Origin of the sequence: Phaeodactylibacter xiamenensis, from assembly GCF_000759025.1 — a bacterium.
Classification (GTDB): Bacteria; Bacteroidota; Bacteroidia; order Chitinophagales; family Saprospiraceae; genus Phaeodactylibacter; species Phaeodactylibacter xiamenensis.
In genome coordinates this window covers 246,450-270,647 of sequence record NZ_JPOS01000083.1, presented here as the reverse complement: position 1 = coordinate 270,647, position 24,198 = coordinate 246,450, and the positions used below count along the sequence as shown (strand labels likewise).

21 protein-coding genes are annotated in these 24,198 nt (G+C 49.8%); 6 read left to right on the top strand and 15 right to left on the bottom strand.

Annotated features, from left to right (window positions below; all coding sequences use genetic code 11):
- Positions 1 to 122 precede the first annotated feature (122 nt).
- On the bottom strand, positions 123 to 1,007 hold the full coding sequence (locus tag IX84_RS23970) for a winged helix-turn-helix domain-containing protein (protein WP_052516353.1): 885 nt from the start codon (positions 1,005 to 1,007) through the stop codon (positions 123 to 125).
- A gap of 123 nt (positions 1,008 to 1,130) precedes the next feature.
- On the opposite strand from IX84_RS23970, the gene IX84_RS23965 reads away from it, so the two are divergent.
- On the top strand, positions 1,131 to 2,273 hold the full coding sequence (locus IX84_RS23965; protein WP_044226823.1) for a ligand-binding sensor domain-containing protein: 1,143 nt from the start codon (positions 1,131 to 1,133) through the stop codon (positions 2,271 to 2,273).
- 55 nt (positions 2,274 to 2,328) lie between these two features.
- Here IX84_RS23965 and IX84_RS23960 read toward each other — a convergent pair whose 3' ends face one another.
- Positions 2,329 to 3,024, bottom strand: a complete 696-nt coding sequence (locus IX84_RS23960; RefSeq protein ID WP_044226820.1) for a hypothetical protein — start codon at positions 3,022 to 3,024, stop codon at positions 2,329 to 2,331.
- A 178-nt stretch (positions 3,025 to 3,202) separates the two neighbouring features.
- On the opposite strand from IX84_RS23960, the gene IX84_RS23955 reads away from it, so the two are divergent.
- Both IX84_RS23955 and IX84_RS33110 read left to right on the top strand, forming a co-directional pair.
- Complete coding sequence (locus IX84_RS23955) at positions 3,203 to 3,547, top strand: MBL fold metallo-hydrolase (RefSeq protein ID WP_081968918.1); 345 nt, start codon at positions 3,203 to 3,205, stop codon at positions 3,545 to 3,547.
- Positions 3,548 to 3,552: 5 nt separating this feature from the next.
- Positions 3,553 to 3,795: a hypothetical protein gene (locus IX84_RS33110; protein ID WP_152605213.1), complete on the top strand. Its 243-nt coding sequence runs from the start codon at positions 3,553 to 3,555 to the stop codon at positions 3,793 to 3,795.
- Positions 3,796 to 3,801: 6 nt separating this feature from the next.
- Here IX84_RS33110 and IX84_RS23950 read toward each other — a convergent pair whose 3' ends face one another.
- Complete coding sequence (locus tag IX84_RS23950) at positions 3,802 to 4,257, bottom strand: hypothetical protein (protein ID WP_044226816.1); 456 nt, start codon at positions 4,255 to 4,257, stop codon at positions 3,802 to 3,804.
- A gap of 118 nt (positions 4,258 to 4,375) precedes the next feature.
- Positions 4,376 to 6,910 carry a zinc-dependent metalloprotease gene (locus tag IX84_RS23945; RefSeq protein WP_063978297.1) on the bottom strand — a complete coding sequence of 845 codons (2,535 nt, stop codon included), beginning with the start codon at positions 6,908 to 6,910 and terminating at the stop codon, positions 4,376 to 4,378.
- A 559-nt stretch (positions 6,911 to 7,469) separates the two neighbouring features.
- On the opposite strand from IX84_RS23945, the gene IX84_RS23940 reads away from it, so the two are divergent.
- The 3 genes from IX84_RS23940 (at position 7,470) to IX84_RS23930 (ending at position 14,125) form a co-directional block, all read left to right on the top strand.
- Positions 7,470 to 10,598, top strand: coding sequence for a T9SS type A sorting domain-containing protein (locus IX84_RS23940; protein WP_044226813.1), 3,129 nt, complete (start codon positions 7,470 to 7,472; stop codon positions 10,596 to 10,598).
- 108 nt (positions 10,599 to 10,706) lie between these two features.
- Complete coding sequence (locus IX84_RS23935) at positions 10,707 to 12,434, top strand: IS1182 family transposase (protein WP_052516352.1); 1,728 nt, start codon at positions 10,707 to 10,709, stop codon at positions 12,432 to 12,434.
- A gap of 143 nt (positions 12,435 to 12,577) precedes the next feature.
- Positions 12,578 to 14,125: a T9SS type A sorting domain-containing protein gene (locus IX84_RS23930; protein ID WP_152605212.1), complete on the top strand. Its 1,548-nt coding sequence runs from the start codon at positions 12,578 to 12,580 to the stop codon at positions 14,123 to 14,125.
- A 93-nt stretch (positions 14,126 to 14,218) separates the two neighbouring features.
- Here IX84_RS23930 and IX84_RS23925 read toward each other — a convergent pair whose 3' ends face one another.
- From IX84_RS23925 to mqnE, 11 genes are all read right to left on the bottom strand, one after another.
- Positions 14,219 to 15,160, bottom strand: a complete 942-nt coding sequence (locus IX84_RS23925) for an SPFH domain-containing protein (RefSeq protein WP_044226807.1) — start codon at positions 15,158 to 15,160, stop codon at positions 14,219 to 14,221.
- Positions 15,161 to 15,285: 125 nt separating this feature from the next.
- Positions 15,286 to 15,966 carry a DUF2490 domain-containing protein gene (locus IX84_RS31475; RefSeq protein WP_052516351.1) on the bottom strand — a complete coding sequence of 227 codons (681 nt, stop codon included), beginning with the start codon at positions 15,964 to 15,966 and terminating at the stop codon, positions 15,286 to 15,288.
- Positions 15,967 to 15,975: 9 nt separating this feature from the next.
- A complete protein-coding gene (locus IX84_RS23915) occupies positions 15,976 to 16,527 on the bottom strand; it encodes a hypothetical protein (protein WP_044226805.1) in 552 nt (183 codons plus the stop codon).
- A gap of 770 nt (positions 16,528 to 17,297) precedes the next feature.
- Positions 17,298 to 17,666: an ankyrin repeat domain-containing protein gene (locus tag IX84_RS23910; protein ID WP_052516350.1), complete on the bottom strand. Its 369-nt coding sequence runs from the start codon at positions 17,664 to 17,666 to the stop codon at positions 17,298 to 17,300.
- An 81-nt stretch (positions 17,667 to 17,747) separates the two neighbouring features.
- Positions 17,748 to 19,151, bottom strand: coding sequence for an NAD(P)(+) transhydrogenase (Re/Si-specific) subunit beta (locus IX84_RS23905; protein WP_044226800.1), 1,404 nt, complete (start codon positions 19,149 to 19,151; stop codon positions 17,748 to 17,750).
- A gap of 6 nt (positions 19,152 to 19,157) precedes the next feature.
- Complete coding sequence (locus IX84_RS23900) at positions 19,158 to 19,472, bottom strand: NAD(P) transhydrogenase subunit alpha (protein ID WP_044226798.1); 315 nt, start codon at positions 19,470 to 19,472, stop codon at positions 19,158 to 19,160.
- Positions 19,473 to 19,474: 2 nt separating this feature from the next.
- A complete protein-coding gene (locus IX84_RS23895; protein WP_044226795.1) occupies positions 19,475 to 20,569 on the bottom strand; it encodes a Re/Si-specific NAD(P)(+) transhydrogenase subunit alpha in 1,095 nt (364 codons plus the stop codon).
- Positions 20,570 to 20,737: 168 nt separating this feature from the next.
- Positions 20,738 to 21,280 carry a peptide-methionine (S)-S-oxide reductase MsrA gene (gene msrA / locus IX84_RS23890; RefSeq protein WP_044226792.1) on the bottom strand — a complete coding sequence of 181 codons (543 nt, stop codon included), beginning with the start codon at positions 21,278 to 21,280 and terminating at the stop codon, positions 20,738 to 20,740.
- 18 nt (positions 21,281 to 21,298) lie between these two features.
- On the bottom strand, positions 21,299 to 22,072 hold the full coding sequence (locus tag IX84_RS23885; RefSeq protein ID WP_044226788.1) for a menaquinone biosynthetic enzyme MqnA/MqnD family protein: 774 nt from the start codon (positions 22,070 to 22,072) through the stop codon (positions 21,299 to 21,301).
- Positions 22,072 to 22,701, bottom strand: a complete 630-nt coding sequence (locus tag IX84_RS23880) for a histidine phosphatase family protein (RefSeq protein WP_044226786.1) — start codon at positions 22,699 to 22,701, stop codon at positions 22,072 to 22,074. Before IX84_RS23880 ends, IX84_RS23885 begins: the two co-directional genes overlap by 1 nt.
- Position 22,702: 1 nt before the next feature.
- Positions 22,703 to 23,905, bottom strand: coding sequence for an aminofutalosine synthase MqnE (mqnE, locus tag IX84_RS23875; RefSeq protein ID WP_044226783.1), 1,203 nt, complete (start codon positions 23,903 to 23,905; stop codon positions 22,703 to 22,705).
- Positions 23,906 to 24,198 lie beyond the last annotated feature (293 nt).

Here is a 24,198-nt window from a genome sequence, read left to right as displayed (position 1 = left end):
TCACATGGGGTTGGAGCGAAAACAGGGCGTTGGCGTTTTCACTTGAATCCTATAATGCTAAACAATATACCAATAATTTCCATCGTTTGCCAGCAACTCTACGTCTTACAAATTGCAAAAGGCTATTTCTGAGAAATAAGCACTAATTTATACCCTACGCCCCGCACATTGGCAATCTTAACAGCGGGGTCGCCTTCCAGCTTCTTGCGCAGGCGGGAGACAAATACATCAAGGGTACGGCCCACATAGCTGTCTTCGTTGCCCCAAATGGTTTTGAGTAGGAGATCCCGTTCCAGCGTTTCATTAGCATGGTCATGTAGCAGCGCGAGCAGTTCGGCTTCTTTGGCGGTGAGGGAGGTGACTTGCCCGTCTATAGAGAGTTCCATAGCGGTTGGCGAAAAGCGGAAACTGCCGAGCGTACGGTGACCTGCTGTCCCGACAGGCGCTTTTGATCGCCTTTTGCTAAAGTAGAAAACAGTACCAGCCAATAGAAAGAAGAGAAAAGCCAGGGCAGCGTATTTATAATAGTTAGCGATAGGTTCAGCACCCTCTGCAGCCATTTCTATCCTGTCCTCCGGAAAGGTGAAGACCAGGTTGTAGCAATCCGTAGGCAACGCCCGTCCCTGACAGGGAATGAGGTTGCTGTTCGCTTCGTCTCTGATCTCGTAGGCGTAAACGATTTCCAGGGCATCGCAAGCTTCCACTTCCACAATATAATCATTGGGGAAAGCCCGGCCTGTAGTGACCTGTTCCACCAAAGTGGTAAGATGAGTAGGGTCGAGCGGAAATGCCGTTTCAAACGGCACTTTATACCGGTTGCCGACCTGCTGTACGGGCAACACCCTTGAAGTACTATCTCCAACACTAAGCAGTAGCTCATGCCCAATGGCCCGCAGCGTTACGGCTACGTGGCTGTCTTCCTGCAGGAAGGCGGCGTCCGTTCCGCTGGCCCGGCAAAACAGGGCAGGAGCCAGCCCCAAAATTAGAATCCAGTACTTCGCGCTCATAGTTCAAAGCTATTGGTAAATCCCCACATTCGCACTGTTTTACAAGGGGTTTTACACTAATTTACAATTCAAACTGGCAACCAAGCCTCCTTTCCCGGTAGCTTTATGAAAAATAATCGACCAATGATGAAGCAACTGAAAATTGATTTCCCAGCCTTGATTTTGACGGGGCTTGTATTCCTTGGCGCGGCTTGCAGCCCGTCTTCTCCCCCCGCTGAAACGGAAACCGGCAGAGCGGTATTTACCCGTGCAGGCCAGAGTGCCGTTGCAAGTGGCAAGGGCTGTTCGGCCAGCTACGGTCTGGAGGATGCCTATTATGCAGCGCTTGGACAACAGAAACCCGAAGAAATGCAAGTCGGCGAGTATGTGCGCCGTATTTTCCAAGACAAAAATGGCGACCTCTGGTTTGGCACCAATCAGTTTGGGGTGTGCCGCTATGACGGGCAACAGCTCAGGTACTTTTCCACAGCAGAGGGGCTCGGTGGCTCGCAGGTGACAGGTATGGCAGAAGACCAACAGGGGCGTCTCTGGCTGACGACCAATGGTGGCGTTTCGGTCTACGATGGCAAGGCTTTCACCACTTATACCACAGCAGATGGGCTGCCCAGCAATTGGGCCTGGAGTATTCTGGAAGACCGGAACGGGCAAATCTGGGTAGGCACGCTGAAGGAGCTTTGCCGGTTCGAAAACGGTCGGTTTGTCCAGGTTGCTTTACCACCCTCTGCTGCGCCCGAGCCTTTGGAAACGCTGGACGCCAACCGGGTCATGTGCATTGCCGAAGATGCGGCCGGGCAGCTCTGGTTGGGCACGGATGGCAGCGGGCTATACCACTATGACGGTAATACATTCACTAATTATACTACAGCAGACGGACTGGCGGGGAATTCTATTTCCAGCATTGTGCCGGATGAGAAAGGCGGGCTTTGGCTGGGTACGATGTTCAATGGCGTCAGCTATTATGCAGAAGGCAAGACCCAACTGCACTTCAAAGCAAATGACACCATTGGAGACGATGAAGCCTGGAAAGTTTACCGGGACTATCAGGGCGAAATCTGGTTCAGCTCAGAGGGTTTTGGGCTGTACCGTTACGATGGTATTCGACTACGCAATTACAACGAATTGGACGGGCTTGGTGTACAGGCTGTTCAAGATGTATTTGAGGACCGCATAGGCCGCCTGTGGGTCGGTGGGGGCGGCGGGCTCTTCCGGTTGGATGGCGCCCGGTTTACCAATGTAAAAAAAGGCGGCCCCTGGGACAACTGTTAGGCTACAATTTATGCATGAACAGGTCTCCCTCCGGAAGGAAGGAGCCTGTTCTGTTTTACTGAAAGTCCTCAAACCGCCACTGCTTCCCCTGGTAGTCCGTAAAGGAAACGATGCCATACTCAAAATTAAAGTAGACCTGGGATATGGGATTGGTATAATCATTCCAGATTACTTCTGTGAACGTCCGGTCAAATATTTCAATTTCCGGAATAGGTTCATTGTTGAAGGAGGTAGGGTAGGACCGGGTGTCCACCTCATGCCGAAAAACAATTTGGCTGGAGAAGCTGGGTGAATTAAGGAAGGGCAGTGAGATTTCCATAACGTCCGCAACCGCCTCACTTTCGGGGTCTGCGTAGTAAGGCATAGCCCTTAGCCGGAGCCTGAACTGCATGCCGAGTGCGGTGGATTCCAGATTGAAGGTCTTTATCTCTGTATTGAACTCATAAACCACCGTATCTCCTTCTTCAAAGACATCGTAGCGGTAGTAGTTCGAACCATTGGACTCGAAAATATCCTCTTCTTCAATGCTAAAAAAGACTTCTGTTCCGAATGTATCCACAAAAATAATCCCGGATTGGTTAACATAGGGGATTTGGGCAATGCTCTCCGGCAACAAGCTGTAGGAACCGATATCGATGGTAGGAAGGCCTTCTTCCGGGGCTACATCAGTGCCATCGTCCAGATTGCAGCTGCTTAGGAAAGGCAGGGTGAACAGGGCTAATAGTAAGGTGATGGATATTGGAAATTTCATGTGGGTCAGATTTTTTACAAAGTGAAGCGGTTTTGAAGGCCTGGATTCATCAAGAACTAAACAAACAAAGTTAGATTGAAGAAGCTCTAATTTATTACTTTTTTTCTTTCTGGTCTCCTTTTAGTGAAATCCCCTAAACACAATCCGGTTTTTAACCTTTTAAGCTTGCACCAACCTTCTGGAGACCGAAGATTCCCGCCATCCCAAAGGCTGGGGCAATGGGTACGTGATTCAGATTGCCGGTAAGCACGTCTACATTTCAGGCGATACGGAAGACATTGACGAAATGCGAAAGCTGGAAAATATCGATATCGCATTTGTTTGCATGAACCTGCCCTACACCATGGGCATTGAGCAGGCAGCCTCTGCGGTAACTGACTTTAAGCCAAAGGTGGTTTATCCCTACCACTACCGCAATGGAGACGGTACTTTTAGTGATGTGGAGCAGTTCAAAGCAATGGTTAATGAAAAGACTACAGCAACTGAAGTTCGACTGGTGAATTGGTACCCGGAGAAGGGGTAGTGCCTGTGAAGTTTGTTAATCGCTTGAAAAAGCCGGGCTATCCAAATGGAACTGGCTTAATAACTCCTGTTTTTGGGGTTCATGAACTTGACTCTTTTAGTAATAAAACGGTGTATGCCCCTATTCCCGCTGCATTTGAAGTAGAAGTCTTAACGGAAATTCGCCAATACATTGCAATGGGAGGTATCCGAACAAAGACTTTTCAGGTTCCCCCAGGAGATACAGCGGTATGGGATATTGGATTTTGACAACCGCTAATACAAATGCTTAATCTTCATCTTTGGTCCAGGGCAAAGCGCGGTATGGCAGCCCATGCAGCTGTCTACCATATCCTTGAATAATACCTGGGCTTCCGCTACATCAGCTTTTTCCAGTGCTTTTAGGGTTTGAAGGTAAGACTGAGCGTGGACTTTGTACGTGTCAGAGGCGGCTTTCTCTGGTTCAGTAGCGGAGGCGGTTAGGATTTTTTCATGATCCAGCTGGGAAACCGGCTGTTCTCCATTTTCAATGGCTTTCTTCATCTGTGCGGCATCGTCGTACATGGCGCGCATCAGCAGCGCGAGCTCGCTATCGCCATTGGGATTGATAGAGGAGGCGGTCAGTTTGGGCTCGGTGGTTTCGGGGGCGGTTTCGCTGCTGCAGGAAAGGGCATAGAGTGCGATTGCCAAAAGGGAAGCGGATGCGATAAACCGGAAAGGAGATTGTTGCATAACTGATGTGGTATTGTTGTGCGCCAAAAATAACACCTTCCTGCAAAGAAACCGCCCCTTTCCGGAGTTTTCGGAAAGGGGCGGTGGTTGATTTTCGTCAAGGCGTCAGCATTCAATGCTAATCATGCCAGCAGTTGAAGTGGAAATCGCTTTCCTGCAGGCTGCTTGAACGGCCACTTTTGCCAGCGGGCATTTTGCCTTCCTGTATCAGGTCGATACGGGCCAGCAGGTCTTCATAGTGAGCGGTGGTGGCTGCATCTTTGGCCTTACCGCCCTGAGCTTCCAGCAGTTTTTCAATCCTGGACAAGCTGGCACGAGCCATCGCTTTTTGGTCACTGTAGTCGGCGTCCTCGCCGGACTCCATGAGCAATTCGCCCATTTGGTCAACGTAGAGGCGCTGCAGGTTGCGGCGGTAAGGGCCTACGGCATCGCCCTGCCGGACTTCCCGGAAGATGGCATCGCGGGTATCTTTGAAAAGGCTCCCCATGGTGTAAGCGTCCGTACCATTGAGCGCTTCGCTCTCCATCATCCGGTTCAGGCGCTTGCTGCCGAACAGGAGGTTGATGCCATAAGACTGTAAGCCCCGGATAAGGTCCACAATCACCGTAGCGCCTACCCGGGAGATAATGTCCTTATCGATCATCCAGGATGGAGTAGTGAACAGTTGCCGGTCGAGGAAATCCACAGCGGCTTTCTGACGGTCCTTCGGTACGTGGGTGTACACGGGGCCTTCCTGATCGTAGGTTTTGTCGTATTCGTAAACACCGCCTACGTTATTGCCTACATGGCCCACGTAGCGGCGGAATTGCCCGGCGACCTGCTTGTACAGCTCTTCCAGGTCATCGTAGTCTTCTCCTTCGCGCTTGGTCCAGTCGATGAGTTGGGGCAGTATCCGCTGCAGATTTTTGATGCCCAGGTCGCTTGCTTTGACCGGCTCACCACTGAGGTCTTCCGTCTGCGCACTGGGGTCCACTACGCGCCACTGTTGCTGACCGAAACGGTAAACCGGGTCGTCTGCCCGCTCTTTGATCCACTCATTCAGCGTAGCGCGTTCGCCTTCGGCACTGTCGCTATCCGGAATGAGCTTGTAGCCATAAATGATCGACCAGGTGTCGTAAGGGCCAATCGTCGGGAAAAGGCCTGCACCTTCATCTTCGGGCTGGGCCACATAGTTGAAACGGGCGTAATCCATAATAGATGGTGCCACGCCCATGCGCTGCACAAAACCGGCTTTGCGCAGAGAGTCTACCGGGTAGGCTACGCTTGAGCCCATATTGTGGGGCAGTCCCAGAGTATGCCCAACCTCGTGCGCCGCCACAAAGCGGATCAGCTCGCCCATTAACTCATCTTCAAATTTCACGCTGCGGGCAGCCGGGTTAACGGCAGCCGTTTGGATGAGAAACCAGTTGCGGAGGAGGTTCATCACATTGTGGTACCAGATGATATCGCTTTCCAGGATTTCGCCAGTGCGCGGGTCATGCACGTGCGGGCCCATAGCATTCTGAATCTCCGTAGAAACGTAACGGATAACCGAATAGCGGACATCCTCCGGGCTCCATTCCGGGTCTTCCTCCTTGCTCGGTGGGTCTTTGGCAATGATGGCATCCTTAAAACCAGCGGCTTCAAAAGCGCTCTGCCAGTCTTCCACGCCCTGCTTGAGGTAGGGGCGCCATTTTTCCGGTGTGGCTGGATCGATGTAGTAAACGATGGGCTTTTTAGGCTCCACCAGTTCGCCCCGCTTGTAGGCTTCCATATCGGAAGGGTCGAGCCGCCAACGAGTGATGTACCGCTTTCTGGCTGCCTTCTGCTCATCGGCGCTGTAGTCAATCTGGCTCAGGCTGAAATAGCTCACCCGGTCATCGTAGTAGCGGGGCTGCCAGGGCTCTTCGGGTAGTTCGATAAAGGACTGGTTCATTTCAATGGAAAGCGTGCCGGTCAGCTGATTGTCTGGCAGGTCACTGCCTTTGAAGGTCAGTACATGGCGCACCTCTACATTGGACGGGTAGGCTTTCATATGTTTGATAAAGCTGCGGCCGCCATCCAGCCCTTTAATGCCAAAGTTTTTCCGCTGACTGTCTGAAAGTGGGCCCAGCATAGGCACATCTTCTACAAAGAACTTCCCAACCTCCAGGACCACTGCCGTGGAATCCGGGTTGTACGTTTCAATTTTGAAGCGTTCGATAATGGGCTCAAAGTTGTTGTTCTTCACCGACTCGTAGATCGGGTCTTCAAAACTGGCCACGCTGTTGTAGGAAACCGAGCGCAACAGGATGTGATCGTCCTGCTGCTCCCAGCGGATGACCTGCTGCGGGCGGGACTTCATGCCTGCCCCGCCAAAATTGAGCCCTTTCACATGCCCGGAAATCCGGCTGACCACCAGAATTTCCTTGCTGAGCAGCTCCGTCGGGATTTCAAAGTAGTACTTGTCTTCCACTTTGTGCGTGGTGAAAAGCCCCTCATCCGTGATGGCTTCGTCCGTGATAATGTCGTCGTAGCCTTTGTCCTTGTCTTTGTCTTTTTTCTTGTCCTCTTCCTTGCTTTCGGTGCTGGCAGTGGCTTCAGCCGAAGCTTCTGATGTTTTTTGCGAAGTCGCGCAGGCATTGAGGAAAAAAAGCAGCATCAGGCTAAAAGCGAGAATGTTTAATTGCTTCATACGTCTTTAATGGTTACACAATTTGATTAGCGCTTGGCTTGGGGATTGTGCCTAAAGATAGGAATGAAAATGGAAATGAGTGGTGGATTGGATCAATCAGTAGTGGAATTGCTTCTTAAGTGCAATTTAGATTGCCTTTATACAATGTTTTTTCAAAAAACCTTTAGAGATATTTGGAAATATCGCGGGGGGGGTATCTTGCATCTAATTGAATAAGCATTGCGATACAAAATTTCAGAATAGGGTCAGATCGATAAGTTTTATTGCCTGGCTTTGTTGTTCTTTTTTCTTTCTAATAAATGCACGCGCTGGCGCTTAATAAAATTGTATGAAGAGTATTTATTGGGACTTATTAGGCTTCAGTCAGGTTGGCTAAACCCTTGGTTGACTCACTTTTGATATCCTGATAATTTTGTCCGGGAACCGGTCACTAATACGTAGTTCCTTTTAATTAGGAAAGCTGAGCTTAGTGCCCTGAGTTGCCAATGACAAGAATGGCAAAATGCTTTTGTTTTGCCTTAAATCTAAATTTTAAACGTTCTCTAAATACCTATTTATTATGGAATTAATTATTTCTACTAAAAGGACAATAATCCTTTTAGCCTTAGCTCTCTGTTTGCCTGGTATTTCTTACGCAGGTAGAATTGAACAATGCCCATTTGAAGTTGGCATAAAACATCTAGGCAACTCTACTCTTATTGATTGCTCAGAACTATTATTGGAGATTCAAGTTAGAGGTAGCAACGAAGACCCTCTCTTAGGCGTCACTATTGAGATTGCCTTAGAGGAGGAATTTGAAGTGGTGGATAATATGGGGTTTTCTGCTAATGGAACCAACTCATTCGGTGAAAACTTATGGATACTTACAACTGATCTGCCATCTTATCTAGACACTGAAGTATCTTTTTTTTACATGAGGGTTAAGGTAAATGACTTAGTAGGAGGGGTTGGGCTTGCCAGGTTTTCTGCAACAGTATCAGCCTCGGGTTGCGCTTCCGTCGATTCTGATAGCTTCTTTGATCCGGATTACCCAGAAACTACCATCGCCTCAGGCACTTCTGTTGATGTTTCAACCTTAACATTTACTCCTCAAATTGGAGGGATACAGCTTCAAGTAAATGGAACACTCGTTATCGACCAAAATCAATCCCTACCCACAGGAATTGATATTGGACTCGGACCAAACGCAAAAATACTTGTTGAGTCAGGAAACACCTTGAAGGCAGAGGATGCAACCTTTTTTGGGTGTAGTGAACTTTGGGAAACCATAGAACTAGAATCAGGAAGCTCTCTTGTTCTTTCTGAATCCATAATAGAAGATGCCCTGAGAGGAATCACGGCCAATGGCGGCAGTGTAGTTTCACTTAGGTATAATGACTTCATCAACAACCGTGTAGGCCTATACTTCCCTACGTCAAGCACCGGACCAGAAGCCGAGCTTTCCAGTTTTTTTGGCAACAACTTTACTGCACCAGAATTGAAAAGCTCACAGTATAGTATGGGATATGCAGGGGTTGAGGCCCATGATATGAGTGCAGTTGATTTATCTGGTGCCCAAGCTCCCGGTGTAGCTGCTTGGAATACTTACAGTGAACTTGAGAATGGAATTGTACTAATTAACTCAAGTGCTTCAGTCGAAAATTCTCGTTTCTTAAACATGCCTGATGGGCTTGGAATTTTCACAAACTCCGCTTCTCCATATGATTTACTTTTTCAACGAGGGTTTGGCAAAAATGGTACAACCACCTTTGAGAATTGCGACATTGGAATAAAGGGGCAAAAGTCAGTAGTCTTTGCTCAAGAAAACAATATGGAGAATAACCGTATTGGCTTTAACGTCGAGCAGTCTAACCGAATCGTTATCCGAAACAACAGCCTATCTGGAGATCAGCGTCAGTTTATGACGGGTGTATCGCTATCTCAAAACACTCCTGCATTAGTTTTAGTAGGTAATAACGATTTCTCGTTCTCTCCTCAGCAATTCACCTCGTTTATCTTTCCTCCCGAAGCTAGAGGTATAATTGCAAATGAAAATCCATTTGGGGTAGTCCTTGGAGCTTATCGATTAGAAAATAACCTTTTCTCTTCTATTAGTGCAGAGCTCTCAAAAGGCATTACTCTACAAAATGGCAGGTTTATTTCTATCCGCAACAATAGTATTCTTTCTGATGGAAGCAACTTTTCTTCCTCTACGGGCTACGGTATGAAGGTGAATACGTCTCGTGGGTTTATTGGCTGTAATGAAATTGCAGAGTTAGAAGTGGGCACTGTAAATGATACGGAGTTTGGCATTGAAATCAACAGTGATGCCTCTTCTACTTTTATATGTAACGACATGGACCAAACGGATACCGGATTGAAAATCATGTTTTCTGATGCCAATACCGATCTTATTGCTAATACGTTTAATGAGCATCAGGTTGGGCTATTGGTTAGCGATGCCATTGGTGATCAGGTTCATAACGGAAACTTGTGGTTGGAACCTGCTCCATCAGGAGGCTGGCAGGCGTTTCATGAAAGTTCAGATCCGGCTGTGATAATTGATTCTGAATTCATTACAGATGGTTTTGAGAATTCTTTCTTTTTACCAACTCAGGTGAATACCGGCCAGTGGTTTTCAACAGTTGCTGATCCAGCTGCCACCATTACTTGCCCTACATCGGGACAATGCCCGGACGGAATTGGTGCCATTACGGAGAAGATGCTGGAAATTGACTCCACCGACCAATTTGTAGCGAATGGGACCATAGATTTTGACCTGTACCCAAGTGAACAACTATGGAGGGCACAGCGGCATCTGTATGCCAGGATCAAGGATTTCAATGTCCCTTTGACCTATGGCACACCAGAATACAGTTTCGTTCAAACAGCTGAAACTTCCAATATAGGTGCCTTTTATTTGGCAGAGAAGAAAATTGAAGAGACACTTCGCCCAGACGCTGTCCTGGATAGCGTGATTCAGGACTTAAATACAGAAAGACAAGAAACCATGTCTTCTCTTTCACAAACCAACCAATTATTGTTGGAGGCCAGCAACAGTACTGATAGTCTAAATGCGGTGCAACTAAAAGTCAACCAATTAGATACCATCAGAACACTAAAGACAACAGTAGACTCTTTAGGGCTAATAATTGAGGAAAAAAGAGTCTTGTCGTTAGCAAGTGCACACTCGCTTTTGAATAGTATTTCTACCTCTAATTCTATGGAGAGCGACTGGAAGTTTATGTTGAATCTATTTGTAAGCCGCTTGATAGAGGGCAATGAAATGTCAAAAGAAGAGTCAACCTTACTCCTTAGAATAGCTAATATGTGTATCGCCAAGGGTGGTGACGCGACCAGCCTTGCCAGAAGTATGTATGCTGCTATCAACCCTGACATCCAATTTGATGATGCTCTGTTATGTAGCCCTCCACCTGCTTTAGCTGCCCCAACACCTACAGGTAATGCTTTGGTATACCCTAACCCAACATCCGGAGAAGAAGTTAATCTTAAAACCGGCTGGACGGAAGCCAATACGGCAGAAGCCATACTGTTTAATGGCCTTGGGCAGCCGGTTTGGCAACGTACCCTGGAGCTCTTCGGCGGCAATGCCAACTTCCAACTGGGCAACTTGCCGGAAGGCTGGTATCAGTTGAGCCTCCGGGCGGAAGGGGAGCAAAACGTTATTCCGCTTATGATACAGCGATAGAAAATAAAATTTATTGACTTTTTGGGGCTGTCTTAAAAGCCCCTACTGCGCAGGATTTTAATACCAGCCAATGATTTGTATCTTGAGGGAAAGATAATACACCTTCAGATGAGTAACAAGCCATCGGGCCGTGGCGTAGTATTCAAGCCATATGTCCAGGATCAAGGGTGGTTGTTTCCGCCTACTATAGGGGAGCTGATACCTGCACAGCATAAAGTGCGGTTGATTAACGAGGCTATAGACGGTATGGACTTGGACAAGGTACTGTCTACCTACAAGGGAGGGGGTACGAGTTCGTACCCCCCCAAGATGTTGTTAAAGATATTGGTTTATGGTTATGTAGAAAAGGTCTATTCTTCCCGCATGCTTGAAAAAGCCTGCCACGAGAATATCTGCTTCATGTGGTTAAGCGGGAACCAGCACCCAGGCCACAACACGATCAACAGTTTCCGCAAGCACCGTTTGAGCAATACGGTCAAGGACGTATTTGCCCAGGTGCTGCTGTTGCTGGTAGAGCAGGGCTACGTCCAGCTCAAGGACTATTATGTCGACGGCACGAAAATGGAATCGGTGGCCAACCGCTATAGTTTTGTCTGGGCTAAGAACGTAGCCCGTTACAAAGCCTCTGTTTTGGAGAAGGTGGCCCAGATACTGGCGCACATAGATGAGCTGTCCAGCCAAGAGGACAGCCCCCCGCCTGACCCTGGCGGGCCAGGCACAAAGACGGATGTGCTGGCAGAAGGGGAGCAGCCACTTAGCGACAGCAAGGCAGTCCGCGAGGCCATCAGCCGTATCAACAGCCGCTTGGACAGTGAAATGCCCGGGGGTGAAGACACCAAGCCGTCCAAGTCGCAAGCCAAGCAAAAGCGCCTGGCCGGCAAACTGCCAAAAGACCATCTGCCCAAGCTGGAAGGTTACGAAGAGCAAGAGCGGCTGTTGGGCGGGCGTTCCTCGTATTCAAAGACGGATGTCGATGCTACTTTCATGAGGACAAAGGACGACCACTTGGGCAATGGGCAACTGCGGCCTTGTTACAATCTTCAGGTCGGTACCGAACAGCAGTTTATCGTCAACTATACGGTGCACCAGACGGCTTCTGACATAAGCTGTTTTGTAGCCCATATGGATGACACCCTGGGGGTACTAGACAATGCCGGGTTGAAATTGCCGGATAATGTTTGTGCTGACGCAGGCTATGGCAGCGAGCAAAACTACGAGTATCTGGAAGAGAAAGGTATAGAAGCCTATGTCAAATACCCAGGTTACCATAAAGAGCAAAAGGGCAAGCATAAGCATGCGTTCCCCCAGCAGGCGCTGCACTATAATGAAGAGGGGGACTACTTTGTTTGCCCTATGGGCCAGCACATGCATCAAGTGGGCCAGACGAAAGAAAAAACAAAAACGGGATATATAAGAACCATCCATATATATGAGGCCCAAAATTGTGAGGGCTGCCCCTTACGTGGCCAATGCTTCAAAGCCAAAGCTCAGAACCGGGCCATAAAGATAAGCCACAAGGCCCGCCAGTACCGGCAAAAGGCTAAGGAGCGCCTGCAGTCGCTAAAAGGGCAACGAAAGAAGATCCAGCGCAACATCGATGTAGAAGCTGTTTTTGGCCACATCAAGCAAGACCGGGGCTTCAGACGGTTCATGCTACAGGGGCTTAAAGGCGTAAATGTCGAGATGGGGCTGCTTGCTATCGCCAATAATTTCACCAAATGGCACAATTTAAGGAGAGCCAAGAGGATACCTATGCCCGGCCCTCATCAACCAGGCCCAAATAACGCCCAAATTGCATTAGAATACCCCCAAAATGCACTCAAAATGGCCGCTTAGCCAACATCAGGCCCTCTGAGGCCTCACAGGACCGTCAAATAGCCAGCTTAGATCAGACATCCCGAAGCCAGTGTCTGACTTCAGGGTGAATCCTGTCCTCGGGCTTCAGGGCTTTTAAGACGGCCTCACATTAATTTTTGAACATGCGAACTTTTTTGACTTTACTCTGCTGTATGGCCGGATTTACCTCCAACCTATCCGCCCAAAAACACGACTACACCTGGCTGTTCAGTGAACAGTACATCATAAATAATGACTGGGGGGAAGCGTCTATCCTCGACTTTAATTCCAGTCCCCCTGCCATCAGTGCTCCGGACAGTGTACAGATGATTTTCGGGGGCACCAATTTTACCATGAGCAATGCGGAAGGGGAATTGATTTTCTATACCAATGGGTGCGAAATACATAATGCCCGGCATCAGCTTATGGAAAATGGGGATGGGATTAATCCGGGTGAGGTTCACGATTTACATTGTGATGAAAGCCAACACTCTCCAGGTTATACGGTTCCTACTCAAGGGGCACTTAGCTTACCTAAACCAGGAGATAATAGTACATATTTCCTTTTTCACATAAAAAAGACCTATCTACCAGCTCCTAATTCAAATATTTCAAGCCTAATCCAACTTCTGTATACCACAATTGACTCGAGAGCAAATACAGAAATGGGTGCCGTTATTGAAAAAAACTCAATACTTGTTGACAATACAGATAACCTTATACCCTTGGGCGAAATAACAGCGGTAAAACATGCCAATGGACAAGACTGGTGGATAATCTGCCCTGAAAACCAAGGGAACTATTACCACAAGTTTTTGCTAACAAATGAAGGTGTTGTGGAGCAAAGTGGGCAGAATATCGGCACATCTATTTTTCGGTTTACCCAGGGACAATCTGTTTTTTCTCCCGATGGTTCCAAGTTTGCATATATCCTCAATGATGAAAACGAAGGCATTAGGCTCTTCGATTTCGACCGTGAAACTGGATTATTTAGCAATCCTCATTTTTTCCCTATCCCTGATGATCCAGGGTTCCAGGCAGGTGCTGCTTTTTCCCCCAGCGGGCAGTACTTATATGCCAGCTACAATTTTGAGCTATACCAATACGACCTATGGGCAACTGATATTGAAGCCAGCCGCATTCTCATAGATACTTTTGATGGGTATGCAGATCCCATCCCAACCCATTTTGCAAATATGCAATTAGGGCCGGACTGTAGGATTTATGTTTTCTGTTCAAGTTGCACTACGATCCACGTCATCCATAATCCGGATGAAGGGGGCACAGACTGCAATTTTGAGCAAAATGCTATTCAGCTGCCCTTTGGCATGCGGCAGTTTTCAAACTCTATTTACCCCAACTACCGCCTCGGGCCCATCGATAATCCAGGTGAGCCCTGTGACCCTGGTATTGTTAATAGCTCCAATACACTGCTTCCTGCGAAGGGCATTTCCCTTTTCCCCAACCCTTCGTCAGGGGAGGCTATTCATCTTCAAACCGGCTGGACGGAAGCCAATACGGCAGAGGCCATACTGTTTAATGCCCTTGGGCAGCCGGTTTGGCAACGTACCCTGGAGCTCTTCGGCGGCAATGCCAACTTCCAACTGGGCAACTTGCCGGAAGGCTGGTATCAGCTGAGCCTCCGGGCGGAAGGGGAGCAAAACGTCATTCCGCTTATGATACAGCGATAAGGAAATGTCTATCAATAAAGAAACCTTCTGTGAGTCATAAAACTCACAGAAGGTTTCTTCTCTTACATCAAACAATAGTATCTGGTTTGAGCATTAGCCCTTATTATGGCTGCCGTTGGCAATCGTTTTTTGCTTCATTTCTTCACCCATTTGCTGAGCAGTAACGAAAGAAGCGGTCATTTGCGAAAGCATATCGGCACCGGCGCTGGGCGCATTCGGCATCATAATCAAGTTACTGTTGGAGTTCTCGCCCATAGCTTGCAACGTATCGTAGTGCTGTGTCACAACAATCAACGCAGAAGCTTCCTGGGAATTGATCCCCACTTTGTTCAGCACCTCAACCGACTCTTCCAGACCGCGGGCAATTTCCCGGCGCTGATCGGCAATACCCTGTCCCTGCAGGCGCTTGCTTTCGGCTTCGGCACGGGCTTTGGCTACGATGCGGATGCGCTCGGCCTCACCTTCATACTCGGCTGCCAGCTTGATCCGCTCGGCAGCGTTGATGCGGTTCATGGCATTTTTAACCTCGATGTCCGGGTCAATGTCGGTCACCAGGGCTTTCACGATGCCGTAGCCATACTCATTCATGGATTCCTCCAGCTCGCGGCGGATCGCCAGGGCGATGTCATCCTTGCGCTCAAAAACGTCGTCCAGCTTCATCTTAGGCACCTCCGCACGGACGGTATCAAATACGTATGCCGTAATCTGCTCGTGTGAGTTCTCGAGGCGGTAGAAGGCATCGTAAATTTTTTCCGGAAGGATGTAGTACTGCACGGACACCCGGAGTTTGACGAAAACGTTATCGCGGGTCTTGGTTTCGACATTGACATCCAGCTGCTGCACCTTCAGGCTTACCCGGCCGGCGATCCGGTCAATAATCGGAATTTTGAACTGAAGGCCAGACCGGCGGGTACCGTAGTAGCGGCCCAGGCGTTCTACCAGCGCAGCAGATTGCTGACGCACGGTGAAGATGCCGGAAAAGAGAATGATGATGCCAAAGAAAATCAGGGCAATCAAAACAGGTGAAAATCCCATAGTCTATCAGTTTTATTGCGCGTGGTTTCGGGGCTGCGCGGTTTTAAAATACATCATCAAAGTACGAATTTCTCCGGGGAATTGCGTGAAAATGCGATGAATCTGGATGGAAATTCGAGGAACGGTCACCAAGACCAGTTGGTCCGCAGTACCCAGCGTTGTCCGTAGCGCCCGTTGGAGGCTTCTCGTGGGAAACGGGCTTCTATCCCAATCTCCAGCCGGCTACCGGTGGGCAGAAGGGTGCCGGTACCGGTGTAGAGGCGGTGCTCGCGCCCTGTCCAGGCATCGGCCTCGAAGGGTTCTGACAACAATTCGGTCTGATGGTTGAGGTACCATTCGCCGGGGTCCAGTTTATCGCCATTGAGCGGATAGTCCAGTGCCACTCTGAAGCGCCAGCGGTGGCGTGTGGCTTGCCGGAAGACCCGCTGCTCCAATAACAGGCGTTCCCGGAGGCGGTATTTGCGCAAGCGCTGACTGGTGGTAATTTGCTGGGCGAACCGGTTCTCGATATTGGGCACTTCGTCCAATCCGCCCCGTCGCGCCAACCGATAAGTGGCACCGATTTTCCAGTTACTCGCCAGGTCATACGCCAGACCGCCCTGAACATAAAGCTGGGACCAGGCAGGCTGAAATCCATCATCGTCCTCCCAATGCGTCAGGCGCAGCTCCGTCCGCACATCCGCTGACCAGCGCTCTGAAATCTCGATGCCTTTGGCAAACTGGAAGAAAGACTCCACTGTATTCGATTGGGCGTAGGATAGTTGGGCTATGCTAAGGCACAGCAGTCCGGTTAAAAGTCGCTTCATGTGTTGATTTTAAAAGAAAAAGAACGGATTGGGGTCGGATTCGATAGGCTCCAGCGATTGGCGTTTACCATCAGGCGAATATTGTAGCTCAAACTGACCAACCGTATTGTCCCGCTTGCCTCGGATTTCTATTTCGTAGCCCATCAATTGTCCGGAAGGAGCATAGCGCTCCTGTATTTTTTCGATGCGGAAATGCCTGAAGGCATGCCCCAGGTCTTCTTGTACAGCCTGCCGGGCGGGGGAGGGGAGCTGTTCGAATGCTACGATCCGTTCTACATCATACAAGGCCCCCAGGCTGTCGAATTTAACGCTGTAGCGGTGCCCGTCCATTCTGAACTTAGACTCATAGAACAACTGCAGGCTTTCTTCTTTTCCCTGTCGGCTATGTTCCTCGTAGTGTCGGGTACGGCTGCGCTCAGGGTAGGTCTTTGCCAGGTACGTTAATGCCATAGCAGGCATTTCAGAGGCTCTGATGCGGGCTTCGCGCTCGTACTTTTGGGCCTGGGCGGAGACTGCAAAGCCGATGCAGGCAAATAGTGCTATCCATTTGTTTTTTGTCATAAGTTACTGGGTATGTTCTCTTTTATAACGAGGCAGGGTGGTGTTTGGGTCGCGAACACCTACCTTTTTGAATAAGGTTTTCCTACGGGAGGCCAGGTGTGCGTGTAGCTTGAGGCGTTGGTTGTCATGGTCTCACATTCCGCACCTACAGCGCGGGGCTGTTCCAGTGCTTTGAGGGTTACCGACCTGTTGCTCCTAACGGAGCAGCCTGTTAAGTTGCCATTGCCGTTTAGTGAAGTTTGTATGGAGATTAAGCCGGGGCAAGTCTAATGGTGCTGGGGGCTTCGGATTTTACCTTCCGCACCTACGGCGCGGGGCTGTGGCGTTGTTTCTGGGTTACCGACATTATGCCCCTGGCGGGGCAGGCAAGCGAAGTGGCTATTTCTGTGTTGCGGCATCCTGTTTAGGGGTTAAACGAAGGGTACTCTTGTGATGCCAGTTGTTGAAGGTTTACGTTCCGCACCTAGGGCGCGGAGGTTGATCCAGAGCTTTGAGGGTTACCAACATATTGCTCCTAACGGAGCAGGAAAACGGAGTGGTCGTTTTTGTTTTCTGGGTAAGAGATTGAACGATTGTGACTCTTGTAGTGACAGAGTAGAGCTGTTGGTATTGGTTCATGGTATAGTTATTTAGCTTAAAGATGGCAGCCCCGTGAGGGGCTAAATGTGGGTAACTTGGATCCTAAGTACTGCTCCTCCGCGCCGTAGGTGCGGAATGTGTACTTTTATATTTAACTTTTACTCATCCAGGATTTTCTGAAAATTTAAACACTAAAAATACCTGCCAAAAAAGCAAAATACAGACCTTATAAACCTCAGAAGGTTTAGGAAAAAACGCTTCAAAAAAGAAGAATAATAGGGGCGCAGCAACCGGACAGCCACATAATTCTTTACCCTTCTGGCTACAGTCATTGGGGAGTCTAAACTGAACCCGGCATTCAGTTTTGGATCGGCTCCGTTTGCTAGAAGGTATGCCGTGACCTCATGCTGATGGTGCTCAATACTCTCGATAAGGGGCGTGGTTAACAGCTCAGGGTGCTGATAATTAGGGTTGACACCATTGTCAAGGTGGTACCTAAGGAGGCTGAGATTCCCGTCCCGGGCAGCCTGTAAAGTGTCTTTCCAGTCGCCTGCAGCCATGCAAGAGCAGTTTTAAATGAGAATAGAGGAAAGCGCAGGCTGCACCTATAATGAAATGAAAGCAGCCTGCGGTTTTTCGATTTACAAACTTTTTATCTCAGAAGCCAGGTTGCTCAGGGTGTCTTTAGCATCCCCGAACAGCATACGTGTCTTTTCGTGGAAGAACAGCGGGTTCTCAATACCTGCATAGCCCGGGCGCATACTGCGCTTTAGGACAATGACATTCTTCGCCTCCCATACCTTGAGTACAGGCATACCGTAGATTGGGCTGCCAGGGTCGTCCTCTGCAGCAGGGTTGACTACATCGTTGGCGCCCACGATGACGACCATATCTGTGTTTTTCAGAGCATCATTAGCCTCCTCCAAGTCAAGCAGTTTGGGGTAGGGGACATCGGCTTCGGCCAAAAGGACATTCATGTGCCCGGGCATTCGGCCCGCTACGGGATGAATGGCGTAGCGGACTTCCACGCCGTTCTTCTCCAGCAGTTCATCTACTTCCTTACAGACTTTTTGGGCCTGGGCTACTGCCAGCCCATAGCCAGGTACAATAATCGCGCTTTGGGAGTAAAACAGCTGAATGGCGGCATCATTGAGGGTGACTTCCTTTGCCACCTGTTCGCCATCGGCTCCTTTTGCGGAAGCACCACCGCCACCAAAACCGCCGACAAGAACGTTTATCAGGGAGCGGTTCATGGCCTCACACATGAGTACAGTGAGGATCGTGCCGGAAGCGCCAACCAGGATGCCGCCCACAAGCATAAACTGAGAGCCGTAAATCAGGCCGGTCACTGCCGCGGAAAGCCCGGTGAAAGAGTTCAGCAGAGAAATGACCACCGGCATATCCGCACCACCAATGGGCGCTACGAAGGAAAAGCCATAAACCAAGGCCAGCACCATAAAGACAGAGCCCATCAAGAGCCCGCCTTCCACACCGCTCGCCACGAGGTAGCCACCCATACCCAGCGTGATCAGGAGCAGTACCATATTGACGATGTCGTGCCGGGGCAAGGTGATGGTGCTGTCCCAGACCAGCCCCTGCAATTTGGCGAAAGCCAGCATGCTACCGGTAAAGGAAATACCACCGATCAGCAAAGCCAGCAAAATAATGATGAGCCCGGCCATGTCCAGTTCCTTGATGCCACTGTAGTAAGGCACCAACTCGGCGTAAGCCAGCACCACGGCACAGGCACCACCCAGCCCATTAAAGATGGAGACCATTTGGGGCATAGCGGTCATCTGCACTTTTTTGGCAGAAACCAGCCCCACGATAGCGCCAATAACGATGGCACCGATGATCCACAGGTAATTATTGGAAGCCCCTTCAATCGGCTGACCGATAGCGGCAACGATAGCGATAACCATGCCTACACCGGCAACGATGTTCCCTTTGCGGGCGGTATCCGGTGAGCTGAGCAGGCGCAGGCCCCATACAAATGCCAAAGCGCCGATCAGGTAGGCTATATTGATGATGAAGTCGATAATCATGATGGGTTACTTTTTCTTTTTGAACATTTCCAGCATACGGTCGGTAACGGCAAAACCGCCGGCTACATTAACCATTCCAAGAATAACGCCCAGGAAGCCAAGCCCAAGGGTCAGATAGTCATCAGGATCTGCCTGACGGATGAGCAAAATGGCACCAATGATGACCACTCCGGAAATGGCATTCGCACCTGACATCAGGGGCGTATGGAGTACAGTGGGTACTTTGGAAATGACTTCAAAGCCCAGAATAATGGTAAAGAGTAGCAGGTAGATGAGCAGCAAATTGCTCTCATCGTTGAAGAACTGAATGAAGGTATCCATGATTATTCATTTTCGTTGGCCTCCGGTGCAGGCGTGATGTAAGCGCCCCGGATGATCTCATTGCTGAGGTCGAGGTTGAGCGCACCGTCTTTGACCAGAATTTTCAGGAAATTGACCACGTTGTTGGAGTACAGTTGACTGGCATTCTGCGGCATTAAGGCTGCCAGGTTGGAGTTGCCCAGAATGCTGACTTTGTTGTGCACGATGGTCTGATTGTCTTGCGTAAGCTCGCAGTTGCCACCGGTGGAGGAAGCCAGGTCTACGATGACCGAGCCGGGCTTCATTTGCTCCACCGTGCTTTTAGGCACAAGCAGCGGCGCCTTGCGCCCGCGCACCTGAGCGGTGGTGATAATGACATCTGCCTTCATGGCCCGGTTTTGGACTTCCTCCCGTTGCCGCTTCAGGAATTCTTCGGACTGCTCCACGGCGTAGCCGCCGGCACCGGTATCCTCCTTCGCGCCTTCGATCTCGATGAACTTCGCACCGAGGCTTTTAACCTCTTCCTTAGCGGCAGAACGGGTATCAAAAGCTTCTACCTGAGCACCCAGCCTCCGGGCGGTGGCAATAGCCTGCAAGCCTGCTACCCCGGCACCAAGCACCAGTACCGTAGCCGGGCGTATACTGCCCGCAGCGGTGATCATCATCGGGAAATAGCGGGGAAGGAGGCGGCTGGCTTCGAGCACCGCCTTGTAGCCTGCGATGGAGGCCATGGAGGAAAGGACGTCCATGGATTGCGCAAGGGTGGTCCGCGGGATCATATCGAGGCTGAAAGCTTTGAGTTTGTACCCTCTGAGCCTGTCTGTGATTTCCGCGTCTGCAAAAGGCTTGAATTCGGCAATGACGACAGTTTCGGGGGAAAGCTTGGCCAGGTCTTCATCTGGTAGCGGGTGGATGCTCAGCACCATATCGGCGCTTTTGAGCAATGCCTCCCGGTCCAGGACCGTTCCGCCATCGTAATCGTCGTCCGCGTAGAAGGCACCCTGGCCGGCACCTTTTTCCACGCACACTTCAATGCCCAATTCTGACAGCTTAGCCACTGCATCGGGCGTAAGTGCTACGCGAGGGTCGTTGACCTCTCTGGGGATCGCTAGTTTCATAAGTTAAAAGTCGGTTTCTACGGAAAGGTAACACCAAATCTGACAACTGCCAAAGTTTGGGGTTCATGAAAAAACTACACCTTTACGATGGGCGAAAAGTAAAAATGTAATTTATTTTAAAATCAAGCAGGGTGCTAAGCTATGGTTTCCAACAACTTAGGTGACTAGTTACTGCTTTCGAAGCTCAGCAAAACGCTCCCGGAATTTTTTCACCTTAGGCGTAATGATAAAGGTGCAGTACGGGTTTCGGTTACCGACTTTCCGGTAGTAATCATGATGGCTGACTTCGGCAGGGTAGAAGGCTTCGAGCGGTGCAAGTTGCGTAACAACCGGATCGTCCCAAAGCTGAGGAGCGGTTTCTGCTATTGACTTTTCTGCTTCGGCTTTCTGTGCCTCATCGTGGTAGAAGATGACAGAGCGGTACTGCGGGCCCCGGTCATTGCCCTGCCGGTTGGGGGTTGTCGGGTCGTGGATGGTCCAGAAAATATCCAGGATTTGGTCAAAGGAAACCGCCTGCGGGTCAAATTGTACCTGCACGACCTCAGCATGCTGTGTTGTACCGGAGCAAACGGCGCTGTAGTTCGCATTCTCCTTTGTCCCTCCAGCGTACCCGGAGGTGACTTTATGGACACCTTTAACTTCCTGATAAACGGCTTCGAGGCACCAGAAACAGCCTCCGCCGAGGGTTGCATATTCAAAATCAGAGCTCATAAGGTTGGGTTTTGTATTTTACAATCCCGCTACACTGATGGCGGGTGTTTTATCGGCAATCGCCGCCAGGAAATGTTTTAAAGCCTGACGCTTAGCGGCATCAAATTCGTAACTGATATATTTAGTGAAGTATTCCTCCACGCTGAAATCAGGATGTGGGGAAGGCAGCAAATACTTTAGCTTCTCTATCTGCGCCACCCCGGAAGCCAGGGCCTTGTTGAACCGCCTGACAAAAGCAGCAGGCAGCGGCCGGTTACTAATCCATGCTGCGAAAACGAAAGGTAGGCCCGTATGCTTCATCCAGATAGCGCCCAGGTCGTACACGTATTTGAATTGTTGTTCCAGCCCGATAGTGCGGTCACCAATAACCAGCCCTGCAGTGCGTCCGCCAATTTTTTTAATGTAGCCTTCCTTTGCCGGTAAGAGGGCGGGTGAGAGGCTCCAATAATCCCTCAGCAGCACTTTGGTGAGCTGAACAGAAGTACGGGAGTGATGGTCCAGATAAACCGTTTCCACCTGTTGGATGGGTACATCGCTGTAGATGCATACCGTTTTGACTGCACCCACGGTACCGATGCAATAGTCCGAAATCACATGTGGGTTGTCAAGCTCGGGCAATACGGCTACCGGAACAAGCGCCAGGTCTGCTTCACCCCGTGTCAGCTTTTCTGCGCAAACAGAAGGGATATTCAGTTCCAGGTCCAGCTGAGGGGCCAGCGTGCTATTGAGCAGTCCATACAGCAATGGCTTCGTGTTGAGGTAAGAAACCGCGGTAAGGCGTATTTTATCCATCAATGTTGATTGATATTCAGGTGCTGCAGATGAGCGATGTCATTTTCGAGCAGGAAAGTATACTGCTGCGACTCATAAGCGGCTTTGTACAAACCGGTGTTATGGTGCTTGAAACTGTCCATTTCCCGCAGGGATTTCCCACTCAGGATACACATCAGGGCGCGCATTGCCCGGCCGTGGCTGCAAACGAGAATCCGCTCTTCCGGGCGCTGACTGAGCATGTCCACAAACTGAGCCAGCCGGTCGCCCATTTCCCGGGCGCTTTCGGCTTCTTCCAGGCGGGCATCGAAATCTCCGGATGCCCAGGCTTCCGTAACTTCTTTGTACTGCAAGTGCATGTCCGGTGTGCTGATCTGCCCCTCATGCGTGCCCCAGCAAATTTCGTTGATTTCTGAGTGCTGCTCCCATGTTAGCCCTCTTTCAATAAAAGGCGCCATTGTTTCATGTGTGCGCTTCAGGGTAGACGTCAGGACGGTATCGAATCCGGCAGTATAGTAGCTTTTGTAAAAGGCTTGTGCCTGCAGTTTCCCCACCTCATTGAGTGAAGAATCCACACCGGAGCCCTGCACAATACCTAGCCGGTTGTATTCGGTTTGACCGTGGCGGACGATATAAACGTGTTTGTCCATGTTATCGGTTTACAACGGGTAAAGCAGTGTACCCTTTGAATTGTTCATCTTCTTCAAAAACGTGGTCGGTATAGTCCTGGATCACATTGTAAAGCGTATCCCTTTCTATGGGTTCTCTGCCTACACGGCGGATGAGGTTGACCAGGTCCCGAGTGCTCATAGCCGGTGTCTGTTCCTCTGAGCCAGCCATGCTGTAGATTTTAGTCGTGTCGTCAATGGTGCCATCGATATCGTCAACGCCAAAGCTGAGCAGCATTTGGGCAACGTTCCGGCCGATCATCGGCCAGTAAGCCTTAATGTGGTCGAAATTATCGAGGTATAAGCGGCTGATGGCGTAGTTGCGCATATCCTCCACAACCGTAGATTCCGGTACATGGCTCATTTGGTTGTCCTGATTGCGGAACTTCAGCGGAATAAAGGTTTGGAACCCTCCGGTTTTGTCCTGTAACTGGCGGAGTTTCTCGAGGTGGTCGATGCGGTGCTCAAACCTTTCGATATGCCCGTACAGCATCGTTGCGTTGGAGCGCATGCCCAGTTCATGCCAGATCTCATGAATGCGAAGCCATTGCTCGCCCGAGCATTTACCGCCGGCAATCTGATCCCGGATTTCAGGGTGAAAAATCTCTGCGCCTCCGCCCGGCATACTGTCCAGCCCTGCTTCTTTCATGATGCGCATGCCTTCCTCGTAAGTCACCTTGTCTTTTTTGAAAATGTAATGGTATTCTACCGGCGTGAGCGCTTTGACGTGCAGGTCAGGGCGGTGCTTCTTAATGGCTTTGAAAAGCTCGGTGTAGAACTTCACATCGTACTGTGGCAATACGCCTCCCACGATATGCACTTCAGTTACCGGTTCGCCATCATACTTTTTGACGATATCCAGGATGTCCTCCAGACTGTATTCCCAGCCCTCTTCCCGCTTTTTGATCAGGCGTGAATAAGAACAAAAGGTGCAGGTGTACAGGCAAACATTTGTTGGCTCCACATGAAAGTTGCGGTTGAAATAGGTGCGGTTGCCATGCCGCTTCTCCCGCTGATAGTTGGCCAGTGCACCGAGATAGCCCAGTTCACCTTTTTCAAATAACAGCTGCCCTTCTTCGGGCGTGATGCGCTCGTCGTTGAGGATTTTTTCAGCGATGGCTTGCAGGGGGGCGGACAGTGTTTTGTCCTGTAGGATGTGGTCGATTCTTCTTGCAGTGAGGGTCATATCGTTCAGTTCTTAATCAAGGGAACAGTCTTTCTAAACTTTCAGTTTTAATTGAAAGTGTTAAAATTTAGTGTCAAAGGTAAAGGATTATGCCTTATTCCACCCTACCCATTACCGGGAATCTGCTGCGCGGCGGTAGCCTGTCCTGGGGTGGCCCGCTATCCCAAGAGGTAGGCTTGGGAAGAAACAAGAAACACGGCGCAGTGTTTTTTGTGCGGTTATTACAGCGTTGATTTTTCGTCATATCAAATAAAATTGGCATTTTTGGAATGAGAAACCCCTTAAAACCCTAA